Origin of the sequence: Microbacterium sp. RU33B (genome assembly GCF_900155915.1) — a bacterium.
In the GTDB taxonomy this organism is placed as follows: Bacteria; Actinomycetota; Actinomycetes; order Actinomycetales; family Microbacteriaceae; genus Microbacterium.
Window position 1 is genome coordinate 1146966 of the sequence record NZ_FTPO01000001.1, and the last position, 12852, is coordinate 1159817.

Consider the following 12852-nt stretch of genomic DNA (forward strand, 5'->3'; position numbering starts at 1 on the left):
CATGGATGCCTTCACCACCCACACCGGGATCGCGGCTCCGCTGAAGCGCTCGGCCGTCGACACCGACCAGATCATCCCGGCCGTCTACCTCAAGCGGGTCACGAAGACCGGCTTCGAGGACGCGCTGTTCGCCAACTGGCGCCAGGACCCCGAGTTCGTGCTGAACCAGCCGGCCTACCAGGGGGCGAGCATCCTCGTCGCGGGTCCGGACTTCGGCACCGGCTCCAGCCGTGAGCACGCCGTGTGGGCGCTCCGCGACTTCGGATTCACGGTCGTGCTGAGCCCGCGGTTCGCCGACATCTTCCGCGGCAACGCCGGCAAGCAGGGCCTCGTCGCCGGTGTGATCTCCGAAGACGACGTGGAGGCGATCTGGGCGGCCGTCGAGGCTGATCCCGGCATCCGCATGACCGTCGATCTGGAGGCGCGGACCGCGTCGATCGGCGACCTCCGGGTCACGTTCGAGATCGATGATTACACTAGGTGGCGGCTTCTCGAAGGGCTCGACGACATCGGGCTCACGCTGCGCGATGAGCAGGCGATCGCGCAGTTCGAGGCCCGCCGCGAGGCGTGGCGGCCGCGGACGCTTCCCGTTCCGTAGCCCCGGTCTGCGCCCCACAAGGGCGCAGCCCGACACCTGCCCCACCCTCGAAGACACAAGTGAGGTTCCACCGGATGATGACACTCCTCAGCGACTCGGCCGACTCGAAATCCGGCGATCGGGAGACGGCCGGTGAGGTGATCCGGATCCGCGGCGGACGGCCGCTCACGGGACGCGTGGAGGTCAAGGGCGCGAAGAACCTCGTCACGAAGGCGATGGTCGCAGCCCTCCTCGGGGAGACGCCCAGCGTGCTGCGCGACGTCCCCGACATCAGCGATGTGCAGGTCGTCCGTTCCCTCCTCGAGGTGCACGGCGTCTCGGTGATCGACGGCGACGAGGAGGGCACGCTCCACCTCGATCCGAGCGGAGCCGTCACGGCGCACTTCGAGGAGATCGACGCGCACGCCGGGGCATCCCGCATCCCGATCCTGTTCTGCGGACCCCTGCTGCACCTGCTCGGCGAGGCGCTCATCCCCGACCTCGGCGGATGCCGCATCGGCGATCGCCCGATCAACTTCCACATGGATGCGCTGCGCGCCTTCGGCGCCGTGGTCGACAAGAGCTACGAGGGCATCCGCATCACCGCCCCGAACGGACTCCACGGCGCGAACATCGCGCTGCCGTATCCGAGTGTCGGCGCGACGGAGCAGGTGCTGCTCACCGCCGTGCGCGCGAAGGGCACGACCGAGCTGCGCAATGCCGCGATCGAGCCCGAGATCATGGACCTGATCGCGGTTCTGCAGAAGATGGGCGCGATCATCTCGTACGAGCCGAACCGCGTCATCCTCATCGAGGGCGTTGACCGGCTCGAGGGCTACGACCACCGCGCGATCTTCGATCGCAACGAGGCGGCCTCGTGGGCGTGTGCGGCGCTGGCGACCGACGGCGACGTGTTCGTCGGGGGAGCGAAGCAGCAGGAGATGCTCACGTTCCTCAACGTCTTCCGCAAGGCCGGCGGCTGGTTCGACATCCACGAGGACGGGATCCAGTTCCGCCGTGCGGGCGCGCTGAAGCCGGTCGTCGTGGAGACCGACGTGCACCCCGGATTCATGACGGACTGGCAGCAGCCGCTCATCGTCGCGCTCACGCAGGCTCAGGGCGAGTCGATCGTGCACGAGACGGTGTACGAGAACCGGCTCGGGTTCACCGAGGCGCTCGTGCAGATGGGCGCCGACATCGTCGTGCATCCTCACGGCCTCGAGACCGAGGGTCGTCGCGTGCCCCGCCGCGCCCTCGAGCAGGCCGCTGTCATCAACGGTCCGACGCCGCTGCACGGGGCGGATGTCGAGGTGCCCGACCTCCGCGGCGGGTACAGCTACGTGATCGCCGCCCTCGCGGCCGAGGGGGAGTCGACCGTCCGCAACGTCGGCATCATCCGCCGCGGCTACGAGAAGCTCTTCACGAAGCTCGATGCGCTCGGCGCCGACTTCGACGTCGTGGGCTGATCATGGCATCCTCCGCCCGTCGATCGTCGCCGGAGAAGCGGCGTCCGAGCGTCTTCTGGCCGCTCGCCGCGATCATCGTCCCGATCGTGTCGCTCGTGGCCAAGATCGAGATCGAAGGCGCCGAGAACCTTCCGGAGGAAGGCGCCTACGTCGTGGCGCCGACCCACAGCACGGAGTTCGACCCGCTCATCGTCGCGGTCGCCGTGTGGCGACTCGGGCGAGCTCCGCGGTTCATGGCGAAGGCGAGCCTGTTCAAGGTGCCCGTCCTCGGCGCCGCACTCCGCGCGACCGGCATGGTGCCGGTCGCCCGGTCGTCGTCCGCGGCAGCCGCGAAGGAGACGATCGAGCTCTCCGAGCACCTCGTCCAGGCCGGGCGCGGCGTGATCGTCTACCCCGAGGGCACACTGACCCGCGACCCCGACCTATGGCCGATGCGCGGCAAGACGGGAGCCGTCCGGCTCGCGCTGGCCGGCGACATCCCGCTCGTCCCGATGGCCCACTGGGGCGCCGAGGCGATCATGCCGCGCTACGGCAAGCTCAGTCTGTGGCCGCTGCGACGGCGCGTGCGCGTGCTGATCGGAGAGCCGCTCGACCTCTCGCAGTATCGTCGCGAGCAGGGGCAGCCGGCGATGCTGGTCTCGGCCACGGGCAAGCTCATGGACGAGCTCGCGGCGCTGCTCTCCGTGCTCCGCGGCGTGCCCGCCCCGGCGGAGCGGTGGAATCCCAGCGAGCACGGGCAGAAGGAGACGGGTCGCCTTGAGCCGTAGGCACGACCTTCCCCGGGTCGCCGTGATCGGTGCGGGCAGCTGGGGCACCACATTCGGCAAGATCCTCGCCGACGGCGGAGCGCACGTCACGATGTGGGCGCGCCGCCCGGAGCTGGCGAACGAGATCAACGAGGGCAAGCGCAACAGCGAGTACCTGCCCGGCATCAACCTCCCGCGCGAGATGCACGCGACCCACCACCTCTCGGAGGCGCTGGAGGGCGCCGAGCAGGTGTACCTCTCGATCCCGAGCCAAGCCGTGCGGCAGAACCTGAAGGCCGTCAGGCCGCTCGTGACGGCATCCGGCATCCCCATCGTCTCGCTCATGAAGGGCGTGGAGCGGCGCACGGGTCTGCGCATGAGCCAGGTGATCGAGCAGGAGCTGCACTGCGATCCGAACCGCATCGCCGTCGCGTCCGGGCCGAACCTCGCGCTGGAGATCGCCCGCGAGCAGCCCACCGCGGCCGTCATCTCCTCGACGAGCCAGGAGACGGCGGAGGCCGTCGCCCGGAGGGCCCGCAACGCCTACTTCCGCACGTTCGTGAACACCGACGTCATCGGCACGGAGTTCGGCGGAGTGCTCAAGAACCTCATCGCCGTCGCGATCGGCATCGTCGACGGCGTCGGCTACGGTGAGAACACGAAGGCCTCGATCATCACGCGCGGTCTCGTGGAGATGACGGACTTCGCCGTCGCCCAGGGTGCGCATCCCGAGACGCTCCAGGGTCTGGCGGGACTCGGCGACCTGATCGCGACCTGCCAGTCGCCGCTCAGCCGCAACAACACGGCCGGTCGTCTCCTCGGGCAGGGCTACAGCTTCCAGGACGTGGTGAAGCAGATGAACCAGACCGCGGAGGGTCTGGCATCGGTCGCGCCGGTGCTCCAGCTGGCGAAGGATGCCGGCATCTCGATGCCCATCGTGGAGCAGGTCAAGCGCGTGCTCGACGGCACCATGAACCCGCGCGAGATCGCGCCTCACCTGACGACAGAAGACGACGAGCCGACAGGCGAGAGGACGCAGAATGGACAAGCCGGCGGTGGCGGTGCTCTTTGGAGGTCGCTCCAGCGAACACTCGATCAGTTCCGCAACGGCGGGCGGCGTCCTCCGCGCGATCGACCGTGATCGCTACCGGGTGATCCCGATCGGCATCACCCGCGACGGCGCGTACGTGCTCGAAGACGACGAGCCCGACAAGTTCGCCCTCGACGCCGATCGCCTCCCCGAGGTCGCCGACAACGGCACGCGGATCATCTGGCCCGACTCGGCGCTGAGCCGCGAACTGAAGGTGCGCGACGCCGACGGCGAGCGCTCCCTGGGCGACATCGACGTGGTCTTCCCGATCCTGCACGGCCGCTTCGGGGAAGACGGGACGATCCAGGGCTTCCTGGAGCTGCTCGATCTGCCGTACGTCGGCGCGGGCGTGCTCATGTCGGCGATCGGCATGGACAAGCACACGACCAAGAGCGTCCTGAAGGCCGCCGGGGTTCCGGTGGTTCCCTGGGTCACGGTTCGCCGGGCCGACCTCGCGCGCAACCGGGGCGCCTGGGAGCAGCGGATCCGCTCGCTCGGCCTCCCCGTCTTCGTCAAGCCCGCGCGCGCCGGCTCGAGCGTCGGAGTGTCGAAGGTCACCGAGTGGGACGAGCTCGATGCTGCTCTGGACCTCGCCTTCGCCGAAGACGGCACCGTGCTCGTCGAGCAGGCGATCGTCGGCCGCGAGATCGAATGCGGCGTCCTGCCCGGTCGTGACGGGGGCGTCCCGCGCGTGAGCGTCGCCGGCGAGATCGTGGTGACGGGCCGCGAGTTCTACGACTTCGAGGCGAAGTACCTCGACGCGCCCGGTGTCGATCTCGTCTGCCCGGCCGATCTCCACGACGGCGAGCTCGCCGAGATGCAGCGCATCGCCGCCCGCGCCTTCGAGGCCGCCGGGGGAGAAGGTCTCGCGCGCGTCGACTTCTTCTTCACAGGCGCCGAGTTCTACGTCAACGAGCTGAACACGATGCCGGGCTTCACGCCGATCTCGATGTTCCCGAAGTGCTGGATCGCGTCGGGGATGACCTACCCCGAGCTGATCACCGAGCTCATCGAAACCGCGCGCGCGGACGCGGCCTGACTCACTGCTCGCCGTCGAACGAGTCCGTCTCGGTGCACTGGGCGTCGCGCGGCAGAGTGCTGACGGCGGCCGACAGATCGGTGAGCACCTGCGCGGGCTCCGCCTTGTCGTTGTCCATGAAGACCTGCGCGGCCGGCGTGCGCCCGTACGTCGTCAGGTAGAGCTTCGGGTCGCCGGAGTCGTCGATCAGCCAGTCGACGCCGCCGAAGGTGATGCAGCGCAGGGTGGAGGGACCCGACGGCTCGAGACCGCACGTGAACAGGATGTCAGCCGGGTTGCCCCATGCTCCCGTGGCCTGCGCGTCGGTCCACCGGCGCTGCTGGCCGTCGACGGCGTCGGGAAGAAGCACCGAGACGTCGGCGCAGGCCGGGTCGTTCGAGAACTCGGCGGGCTGCAGCGACACGGTCGATCCCGCGCAGCCGGTCAGCGCACCGAGGGCCGCGACGAGGAGGAAGGCGGCGAGGGGGCGACGAGACACCCCTCCAGGCTAACCCGGACGGTGCGCGGATCCTCCGCGCCGAACGGGCGGCGGCGCCCGCGCCGGGTAGCGTGGGGGAGTGACCGATCAGGCCGACGATCCCCGCGTGGGCGAGCTCTCGGAGGGGCGGATCCTCCGCGGCATCCTGGCTGCCCTCGCGCCGAGCAGGGCGCTCGTCGGACCCGGCGACGACGCCGCGGTGCTGTCCGCTCCCGACGGGCGGGTCGTCGCGACGACCGACACGCTCGTGCACGGTCCCGACTTCCGGCTCGCATGGTCGTCGGCCCACGATCTGGGCTTCAAGGCCGCGGCGGTGAACCTCGCCGACATCGCCGCGATGGGTGCACGCCCCACAGCGCTCCTCGTCGCGCTCGCGATGCCGGACTCGACGCGCGTGTCGTTCGTCGACGGACTGGCCGCCGGACTCCGCGCCGCGTGCGACGAGCTCGCACCGGGCTGCGCGGTCGAGGGCGGCGACCTGACCGTCTCCGACACGCTGACGATCGCCGTGACGGCACTGGGCTCGCTCGACGGCCGGGCGCCGGTGCTGCGGTCGGGTGCGCGCCCGGGCGAGGTCGTGGCGGTCGCCGGCGAGCTCGGCGCCGCGGGCCGCGGCCTCGCGCTGCTGTTCGCCCGGTTCCGCGATGCCGCCGGTGCGCCGGTGCCCGTCGATGCCGCCGGACTCGATCCGGCCGACCTGCACGACCTGTCCGCGCAGCTGAGGCCCTCGCCGCCGATCGCGCTGGGGGCCGTCGCGGCCGATGCCGGGGCGACCGCGATGATGGACGTCTCCGACGGCCTGGTGCTCGATGCGACCCGGATGGCCGAGGCATCCGGGGTCACGATCGACCTCGACGCCGGATTCTCCGATGCCGAGCTCAGCGGCGGCGAGGACCACGCTCTTCTCGGCACGTTCCCGGCCGATGCGCCGCTCCCGCGGGGGTTCCGCGCCATCGGCCGGGTCGAGGAGCGCGGCGCACGCCCCGTCACGGTCGGCGGTGCGCCGTACGTCGGGAACGGCGGCTGGGATCCCTATCGGGATTGGGATGCCGCGCGCGGCTGATCAGGCCGGCGCGAGCCACCACAGCGTCGTGTCGCCGTAGCGCTTCGAGCGCTCCACGACCAGGCCCTCCGGCAGCGAGGGCTCGCCCGACCGCGACGACCGTTCGACGATGACGAGCGCATCGACCGCGAGCCGGGGCAGGAGGGCGGTGAGAGCGGCGGTCAGTTCGCCGTCTCCGAGGTCGTACGGGGGATCGACGAAAGCGAGGTCCCATGGACCGCACGGGCGGTCGAGGTAGGCGGCCACGGCGGCACGATGGACGGTGATCGATGCGCCGCGCCCCATCGACTTCGCGACGCGCCCGGCATTGCGCTGGACGATGGTCGCCGCGGGGGCGGCCTTCTCGACGAGATCGGCGGATGCCGCTCCTCGGCTGACGGCCTCCAGACCGAGCGCGCCGGAGCCGGCGTAGAGGTCGACGACGCGGGCGCCGCGCAGGGCGTCGGCGGACTCGAGGGCGCCGAACAGCGATTCGCGCACGCGGTCGCTCGTGGGCCTGGTGCCGCTGTCGGGGACGTCGATCGCGATGCCGCCCGCGCGGCCGGCGATGATGCGGGTCACGCCTTCACGATACCGAGGTGTCGGCGGCCCCCGGCGAGGACTCGTCGCGCAGGCGCGGCTCCACGCGGAACTGCGGACGCAGGCCCGCCTTGTCGGCGTAGAACGCGCGCACGCGGTCCATGTCGGCGGCGACGTCGCCGGTCACCTCGATCGTGGGTCCGAGCCCCGTCGTCATCGTCGTGCGGTCGACGAAGCCGAGCGTGAGCGGCATCCCCGTCTCGCGCGCGATGCGGTAGAAGCCGGACTTCCAGTGGGTGTGCCCGCTGCGCGTGCCGTCGGGCGTCACGACGAGACCGAAGACCTCGCCGGAGTGGACGCGCGCGACGACCTCGCCGACGACGCGTGCGGGATCGTCGCGGTCGACGGCGATGCCGCCGAGACCGCGCATGATCGGACCGCGCCAGCCCGAGAAGAGGCTCTTCTTGCCCAGCCAGCGCACGTCGATTCCCAGACGCCAGGCGATGGCGAGCATCAGGACGAAGTCCCAGTTGGAGGTGTGCGGTGCGCCGATCAGGATCGTCGGACGCGTCGGGGCCGGCTCGCTCACGAGCGTCCAGCGGCTGAAGGCCCAGAAGAGGCGGGCGACGGCACGGCGGAGCATCCGGCAACCGTACCCCCTGCCGTATGGCGCGGGCGGCATGACCGCGCCGATCCGCGCCGTCGGCGGGCCCTTCTAGACTCGTGACATGCCCGCGTTCACCCTCGACTCGCGTCTCGACGGCGCCGTCGGCGGCAAGACCGCAGCCGCGCTCGATCGCGCGTTCGGCATGAAGACCGTCGGCGACCTCCTGTCGCACTACCCGCGCCGCTACGCGAAGCGGGGCGAGCTGACGCAGATCTCGTCCCTGCCGATCGGCGATGCCGTGACCCTCGTCGCCGAGGTGCGCCGCGTGAGCGAGCGGCGCATGCAGGCGCGGAAGGGATCGCTGCTCGAAGTCGTCATCAGCGACGGGAACGGCGAGCTGTCACTGACCTTCTTCAACCAGTCCTGGCGGATGAAGGATCTCCAACCCGGACGGCGGGGGATCTTCGCCGGCAAGGTGGGGGAGTACCGCGGCGTGAAGCAGCTCGCCCACCCCGACTACGAGCTCTTCGACGACGAGGAGACGGCGCGCATGACGGCGGAGGCCAATGCGAACCTGCCCATCCCGATCTACCCTGCGACCAGCACGATCGCCAGCTGGCAGTTCACGAAGATCGCGGCGCTCGTCCTCGACGGACTCGGCGACGTGCCCGATCCGCTGACCGACGATCTGCGCGCCCGACACGGACTCCTCGATGCGCGGTCGGCCATCGAGCGCATCCACCGGCCGCAGTTCCCCGAAGAGATCGAACCCGCACGGGCGACGCTGCGCATGCAGGAGGCGTTCGTCCTCCAGGCGGCACTGCTGCAGCAGCGCCAGTTCGTGCGGGCGCTGTCGGCCACGAAGCGCGAGGGCGGCGCCCTGCTCGCGCGCTTCGACGATTCGCTGCCGTTCCCGCTGACCCCCGACCAGGTCTCGGTCGGCGCCGCGGTGGCGGCGGACCTGGTGGGCGAGTGGCCCATGAACCGGCTCGTGCAGGGCGAGGTCGGCTCGGGCAAGACCCTCGTCGCCCTGCGCGCCATGCTGCAGGTCGCGGAGTCGGGCGGCCAGTCGGCGCTCATCGCACCCACCGAGGTGCTCGCCGGTCAGCACCTGCGCTCGATCGCTCGGATGCTCGGACCCCGGCTCGCGCCCGAGCTCATGCCGACGCTGCTCACGGGTCAGATGCCCGCCGCGGAGCGCCGGAAGGCAGCGCTGCGCGTCGCGAGCGGACAGGCGCGGATCGTCGTGGGCACCCACGCCCTGCTGAGCGCCTCCACGACCTTCGCCGACCTCGGTCTCGTCGTCGTCGACGAGCAGCACCGGTTCGGGGTCGATCAGCGCGAGGCGCTGCGCTCGAAGGGCTCGTCGCCGCACGCGCTCGTGCTCACGGCGACGCCGATCCCGCGCACCGTCGCCATGACGGTCTTCGGCGACCTCGACGTCTCCACGATCCGCACGATGCCCGCCGGCCGCGCCGGCATCCAGTCGTTCGTGGCTCCGCTCGCCGAGAAGCCCGGCTGGTTCGCGCGCGTGTGGGACCGCATCGCCGAGGAGGTCGGGCAGGGCAGGCAGGCGTTCGTGGTCTGCCCCGCGATCGACGCCGAGAAGCCCGCCAAGGACGCCTCCGAGGAGGAGCCCGAGCCGCCGGCCGAAGGAGAGCGCACGCGATGGGGCGTCGTGCAGGTCGCGGAGCTGCTGTCGCGCCACCCTGCTTTCGAGAGTCTCCGAGTGGAGGTGCTGCACGGCAAGATGCCGTCGGACGAGAAGGATGCCGTCATGCAGGCGTTCGCCCGCGGCGACGTCGACGTGCTCGTGGCCACCACGGTCGTGGAGGTCGGCGTCGACGTGCCGAACGCCTCCACGATGGCGATCCTCGAGGCGGATCGGTTCGGCGTGTCGCAGCTGCACCAGCTGCGCGGTCGCGTCGGTCGCGGAGGCATCCCCGGGCTGTGCCTGCTCGTCACCGAGGCTCCGCTGGGCTCGCCGGCCCGCGAGCGCGTCGAGGCCGTGGCCGCCACGCTCGACGGGTTCGAGCTCGCCGAGGTCGACCTCGAGCTGCGCGGCGAGGGCGACGTCCTCGGCGACTCCCAGTCCGGCATCCGCTCGTCTCTGCGGCTCCTGCGCGTCGTGAAGGACGCCGACATCATCGCCGAGGCGCGGGTCGCCGCGGAGACGGTGCTCGACGAGGATCCCGCCCTGGTCCGCCATCCAGGACTCGCCGCCGCGATCGAGCGCCGCGTCGGCGCCGCGGAGCGTGCGGCCCTCGCGAAGAACTGACGTGCGCGCTCGGTAGGCTGGTCGCATGAGCAGCCGGATCGCCGTCGTCCCTGGTTCGTTCGATCCGCCCACGCTCGGGCATCTCGACGTCATCCGCCGGGCCGCATCGCTGTACGACACCCTCCACGTGCTCGTCGTGCACAACCCCGGCAAAGAGGCCATGCTTCCGATCGCTCAGCGCCTCACACTCCTCGAGCAGTCGATCGCCGAGGGCGATGTGGAGGGCGATGTCGTCGTCGCGTCGTGGAGCATGGGCCTGCTCGTGGACTACGCGACGGATGTCGGAGCCGGCGTGCTCGTCAAGGGCATCCGCTCGCAGGTCGACGTCGCATACGAGACGCCGATGGCGATCGTCAACCGCCACCTCGCCTCGATCGAGACGGTCTTCCTGCTGCCCGATCCCGCCCACGCGCTCGTCTCGAGCTCCCTCGTGCGCCAGGTCGCCGCACTCGGCGGCGACGTCTCGCCGTTCGTGCCCGCTCCGGTCGCCCGCTTCCTCGACACGGGCGCGCGCGGGATCTGACGGCGACGCGCAGGGCGGCATCCGGTCGCCACTCAGCCGCGCCCCGGTACGATCGATCCGTGAGAAAACGCCGCCCCGGGCCCTTCGCCCTGAACATCCGCGACATCGAGCACCGTGCCGGTGAGATGCGCCAGGAGACGATCGACGTCTCGGCCGCCGAGAAGTGGGGCGAGGGTCTCGTCGCCGTCGCGGAGGGCGAGAACGTGCACGTCCGGGTGCGGCTCGAGTCGGTCCACGAGGGCATCCTCGTCTCGGGAAAGGTCGACACGACGTACGAAGGCCTCTGCAGCAGATGCCTCAACGACGTGGCCGCGCCTGTCGAAGTCGAGTTTCAGGAGCTTTTCGCGTATCCTGGAGACGAAGCAACTGACTTCGAGGTTCAAGACGACCACGTGGATCTTGAAACTCTGGTCAGGGATGCGATCGTCCTGTCGCTCCCGTTTCAGCCGGTGTGTCAGCCGGATTGCCCCGGCCTTGATCCGGCCACGGGTGAGCGACTGACCGGAAGCAGCGGCGAAGAGCAGCCCGAACCCATCGATCCACGGTGGGCGGGGCTCCAGGACTACCCCTCAGACCACGACGACGACGCGCCGCGCGTCGGCGTCGAGAACACAGAGAAGAGCTAGCCATGGCAGGTAACCCCCCGAAGCGGAAGGTCTCCCGCTCCAACACTCGTTCGCGTCGCGCGCAGTGGAAGGCGGAGCCCATCGCTCTCGTCAAGACGGTCGAGAACGGCAAGACGGTCTACAGCCGTCCCCACCAGGCGAAGGTCGTCACCGACTCGCAGGGCACGGAGCTGTTCCTCGAGTACAAGGGCCGCAAGGTCGCCGACGTCTGAATCCGCTTCGCGGATCGTGACCGACGTCACTTCTTCGAGCCCGGCCACGGCGGCGCTCACCGATGAGCTCGGGGTCGACATCGACCCCGAGCTTCTCGCGTTGTCCCTCACCCATCGCTCCTTCGCGTACGAGAACGGCCAGGTGCCGCACAACGAGCGGCTCGAGTTCCTCGGCGACTCGATCCTCGGCCAGGCCGTCACCGTGCGGCTGTTCTTGGCCCATCCCGAGCTCGACGAAGGGGCGCTGGCCAAGCGTCGCGCCGCCGTGGTCTCCACCGTCGCCCTCGCCGAGGTCGCCCGCGCGATCGGCCTCGGCGCGCACGTGAAGCTCGGGCGTGGCGAAGAGCTGACCGGGGGGCGTGAGAAGGACTCGATCCTGGCCGACACGATGGAGGCCGTCATCGGCGCCACGTACTTGTCGGCGGGACCCGAGGCCGCGACCGCCCTCGTGCTCCGCCTCGTCGAGCCCCTCCTGGCAGACCCCGAGCGCTACGGCGCGGCGATGGATCCGAAGACGAGCCTGCAGGAGATCGCGGCGCGGTCGGGCATGCTCGCGCCGGTGTACTCGGTGGTCTCGACGGGCCCGGATCACGACCGCGTCTTCACCGCGACGGTCGTCGTGGGCGACCTGTCGGCGACCGGCACGGGTTCGAGCAAGAAGCACGCCGAGATGGCGGCCGCCCTCCGCGCGTGGCGAGAGCTCGACGGGCGTGCCTGAACTCCCCGAGGTCGAAGTCGTGCGCGCCGGCCTCGCCCCCGCCGTCTCCGGCGCCACGATCCTCGGGGTGAGCGTCCTCGACGAGCGCGCTCTCACGCGGCACCACGGGTCGGGGGCCCAGTTCGAGGCCTCCCTCACCGGCCGTCGCATCGTCGGAGCCGCTCGGCGCGGCAAGTTCCTGTGGCTCCCGCTCGGTGAGGCGGATGCCCGACCCGCTCAGGCGATCGTCGGCCACCTGGGGATGAGCGGGCAGCTCCTGCTGCGCTCTCCAGGGGCCGAGGAGGAGCGGCACGAGCGCGTGCGGCTCGACATCCACCATCCCGAGCACGGAGAGCTGGCGGTCGTGTTCGCCGACCAGCGCACGTTCGGCTCGCTCGCGATCGACGAACTCGTGCCGACACCGGATGCCGCCCCCGGCGGGAGGGGCACCGACGACGCGGTCGTGCCCAGCCAGGTCGCGCACATCGCCCGCGACCCGCTCGATCCCGCGTTCCGCGACGGCGTGTTCCGCGCCGCGCTGGCCAAGAAGGACTCCGCGATCAAGCGGGTGCTCCTGGACCAGTCGACGATCTCGGGCGTGGGCAACATCTACGCCGACGAAGCATTGTGGGCCGCGCGCCTGCATCCGGAGACATCCGCCCGAACCCTCCCCACGCGCGCGGTCAACCGGCTGCTCGCAGAGGTGCGGGTCGTGCTCGAGAAGGCGCTGGCCGAAGGAGGCACGAGCTTCGATGCGCAGTACGTCAATGTCAACGGCCAGGCGGGCTATTTCGCGCATTCGCTGAACGCCTACGGCCGCACGGGCGAGCCGTGCCCGAGGTGCGGCCGACCGATCGTGCGCGTGTCGTTCATGAACCGGTCGAGCCACTACTGCCCGCACTGCCAGCGGATGCCGCGGGCCTGACCCGCC

The 12852-nt window shown here is 70.7% G+C and carries 15 protein-coding genes; 12 read left to right on the forward strand and 3 right to left on the reverse strand.

Annotation, left to right across the window (positions count from 1 at the left end):
• Nucleotide 1: 1 nt before the first annotated feature.
• From leuD to B0B14_RS05645, 5 genes are all read left to right on the forward strand, one after another.
• Nucleotides 2–598: a 3-isopropylmalate dehydratase small subunit gene (gene leuD, locus B0B14_RS05625; RefSeq protein WP_076680480.1), complete on the forward strand. Its 597-nt coding sequence runs from the start codon at nucleotides 2–4 to the stop codon at nucleotides 596–598.
• Nucleotides 599–672: 74 nt separating this feature from the next.
• Complete coding sequence (gene murA, locus B0B14_RS05630) at nucleotides 673–2043, forward strand: UDP-N-acetylglucosamine 1-carboxyvinyltransferase (RefSeq protein WP_076680481.1); 1371 nt, start codon at nucleotides 673–675, stop codon at nucleotides 2041–2043.
• A gap of 2 nt (nucleotides 2044–2045) precedes the next feature.
• Nucleotides 2046–2810, forward strand: coding sequence for a lysophospholipid acyltransferase family protein (locus B0B14_RS05635; RefSeq protein WP_076680482.1), 765 nt, complete (start codon nucleotides 2046–2048; stop codon nucleotides 2808–2810).
• On the forward strand, nucleotides 2800–3930 hold the full coding sequence (locus B0B14_RS05640; protein WP_076680483.1) for an NAD(P)H-dependent glycerol-3-phosphate dehydrogenase: 1131 nt from the start codon (nucleotides 2800–2802) through the stop codon (nucleotides 3928–3930). The genes B0B14_RS05635 and B0B14_RS05640 overlap by 11 nt, the downstream gene beginning before the upstream one ends.
• Nucleotides 3830–4918 (forward strand): D-alanine--D-alanine ligase family protein, encoded by a 1089-nt coding sequence (locus B0B14_RS05645; protein WP_076680484.1) that lies wholly within the window; start codon nucleotides 3830–3832, stop codon nucleotides 4916–4918. Before B0B14_RS05640 ends, B0B14_RS05645 begins: the two co-directional genes overlap by 101 nt.
• Nucleotide 4919: 1 nt before the next feature.
• Here B0B14_RS05645 and B0B14_RS05650 read toward each other — a convergent pair whose 3' ends face one another.
• The gene (locus B0B14_RS05650) at nucleotides 4920–5396 is read right to left on the reverse strand and encodes a DUF3515 family protein (RefSeq protein WP_076680485.1); all 477 of its coding nucleotides are present in this window, start codon (nucleotides 5394–5396) and stop codon (nucleotides 4920–4922) included.
• A gap of 79 nt (nucleotides 5397–5475) precedes the next feature.
• Here B0B14_RS05650 and thiL point away from each other — a divergent pair, with 79 nt between their 5' ends.
• Nucleotides 5476–6459 carry a thiamine-phosphate kinase gene (thiL, locus tag B0B14_RS05655; RefSeq protein ID WP_076680486.1) on the forward strand — a complete coding sequence of 328 codons (984 nt, stop codon included), beginning with the start codon at nucleotides 5476–5478 and terminating at the stop codon, nucleotides 6457–6459.
• Here thiL and B0B14_RS05660 read toward each other — a convergent pair whose 3' ends face one another.
• Together B0B14_RS05660 and B0B14_RS05665 are read right to left on the reverse strand one after the other, a co-directional pair.
• A complete protein-coding gene (locus B0B14_RS05660) occupies nucleotides 6460–7020 on the reverse strand; it encodes an RsmD family RNA methyltransferase (RefSeq protein WP_076680487.1) in 561 nt (186 codons plus the stop codon).
• Between the two features lie 4 nt (nucleotides 7021–7024).
• Complete coding sequence (locus tag B0B14_RS05665; protein WP_076680488.1) at nucleotides 7025–7621, reverse strand: 1-acyl-sn-glycerol-3-phosphate acyltransferase; 597 nt, start codon at nucleotides 7619–7621, stop codon at nucleotides 7025–7027.
• Between the two features lie 85 nt (nucleotides 7622–7706).
• On the opposite strand from B0B14_RS05665, the gene B0B14_RS05670 reads away from it, so the two are divergent.
• The 6 genes from B0B14_RS05670 (at nucleotide 7707) to mutM (ending at nucleotide 12846) form a co-directional block, all read left to right on the forward strand.
• Nucleotides 7707–9863, forward strand: a complete 2157-nt coding sequence (locus B0B14_RS05670) for an ATP-dependent DNA helicase RecG (RefSeq protein WP_076680489.1) — start codon at nucleotides 7707–7709, stop codon at nucleotides 9861–9863.
• 25 nt (nucleotides 9864–9888) lie between these two features.
• A complete protein-coding gene (gene coaD, locus B0B14_RS05675; protein WP_076680490.1) occupies nucleotides 9889–10386 on the forward strand; it encodes a pantetheine-phosphate adenylyltransferase in 498 nt (165 codons plus the stop codon).
• A gap of 125 nt (nucleotides 10387–10511) precedes the next feature.
• Nucleotides 10512–11012, forward strand: a complete 501-nt coding sequence (locus B0B14_RS05680) for a YceD family protein (RefSeq protein ID WP_076681298.1) — start codon at nucleotides 10512–10514, stop codon at nucleotides 11010–11012.
• A 2-nt stretch (nucleotides 11013–11014) separates the two neighbouring features.
• Entirely contained in the window at nucleotides 11015–11224 is a 210-nt protein-coding gene (rpmF, locus tag B0B14_RS05685) for a 50S ribosomal protein L32 (RefSeq protein WP_076680491.1), read from the forward strand.
• Between the two features lie 16 nt (nucleotides 11225–11240).
• Nucleotides 11241–11942 carry a ribonuclease III gene (rnc, locus tag B0B14_RS05690; RefSeq protein ID WP_076680492.1) on the forward strand — a complete coding sequence of 234 codons (702 nt, stop codon included), beginning with the start codon at nucleotides 11241–11243 and terminating at the stop codon, nucleotides 11940–11942.
• A complete protein-coding gene (gene mutM / locus B0B14_RS05695; RefSeq protein ID WP_076680493.1) occupies nucleotides 11935–12846 on the forward strand; it encodes a bifunctional DNA-formamidopyrimidine glycosylase/DNA-(apurinic or apyrimidinic site) lyase in 912 nt (303 codons plus the stop codon). The genes rnc and mutM overlap by 8 nt, the downstream gene beginning before the upstream one ends.
• The last annotated feature ends 6 nt before the right edge of the window (nucleotides 12847–12852 follow it).

Bases quoted from the DNA above. Each gene is read 5' to 3' on its own strand.
- leuD (WP_076680480.1), top strand. From the start codon at position 2: ATGGATGCCTTCACCACCCACACCGGGATCGCGGCTCCGCTGAAGCGC.
- murA (WP_076680481.1), top strand. From the start codon at position 673: ATGATGACACTCCTCAGCGACTCGGCCGACTCGAAATCCGGCGATCGG.
- B0B14_RS05635 (WP_076680482.1), top strand. From the start codon at position 2,046: ATGGCATCCTCCGCCCGTCGATCGTCGCCGGAGAAGCGGCGTCCGAGC.
- B0B14_RS05645 (WP_076680484.1), top strand. From the start codon at position 3,830: ATGGACAAGCCGGCGGTGGCGGTGCTCTTTGGAGGTCGCTCCAGCGAA.
- B0B14_RS05665 (WP_076680488.1), bottom strand. From the start codon at position 7,621: ATGCTCCGCCGTGCCGTCGCCCGCCTCTTCTGGGCCTTCAGCCGCTGG.
- B0B14_RS05670 (WP_076680489.1), top strand. From the start codon at position 7,707: ATGCCCGCGTTCACCCTCGACTCGCGTCTCGACGGCGCCGTCGGCGGC.
- coaD (WP_076680490.1), top strand. From the start codon at position 9,889: ATGAGCAGCCGGATCGCCGTCGTCCCTGGTTCGTTCGATCCGCCCACG.
- B0B14_RS05680 (WP_076681298.1), top strand. From the start codon at position 10,512: ATGCGCCAGGAGACGATCGACGTCTCGGCCGCCGAGAAGTGGGGCGAG.
- rpmF (WP_076680491.1), top strand. From the start codon at position 11,015: ATGGCAGGTAACCCCCCGAAGCGGAAGGTCTCCCGCTCCAACACTCGT.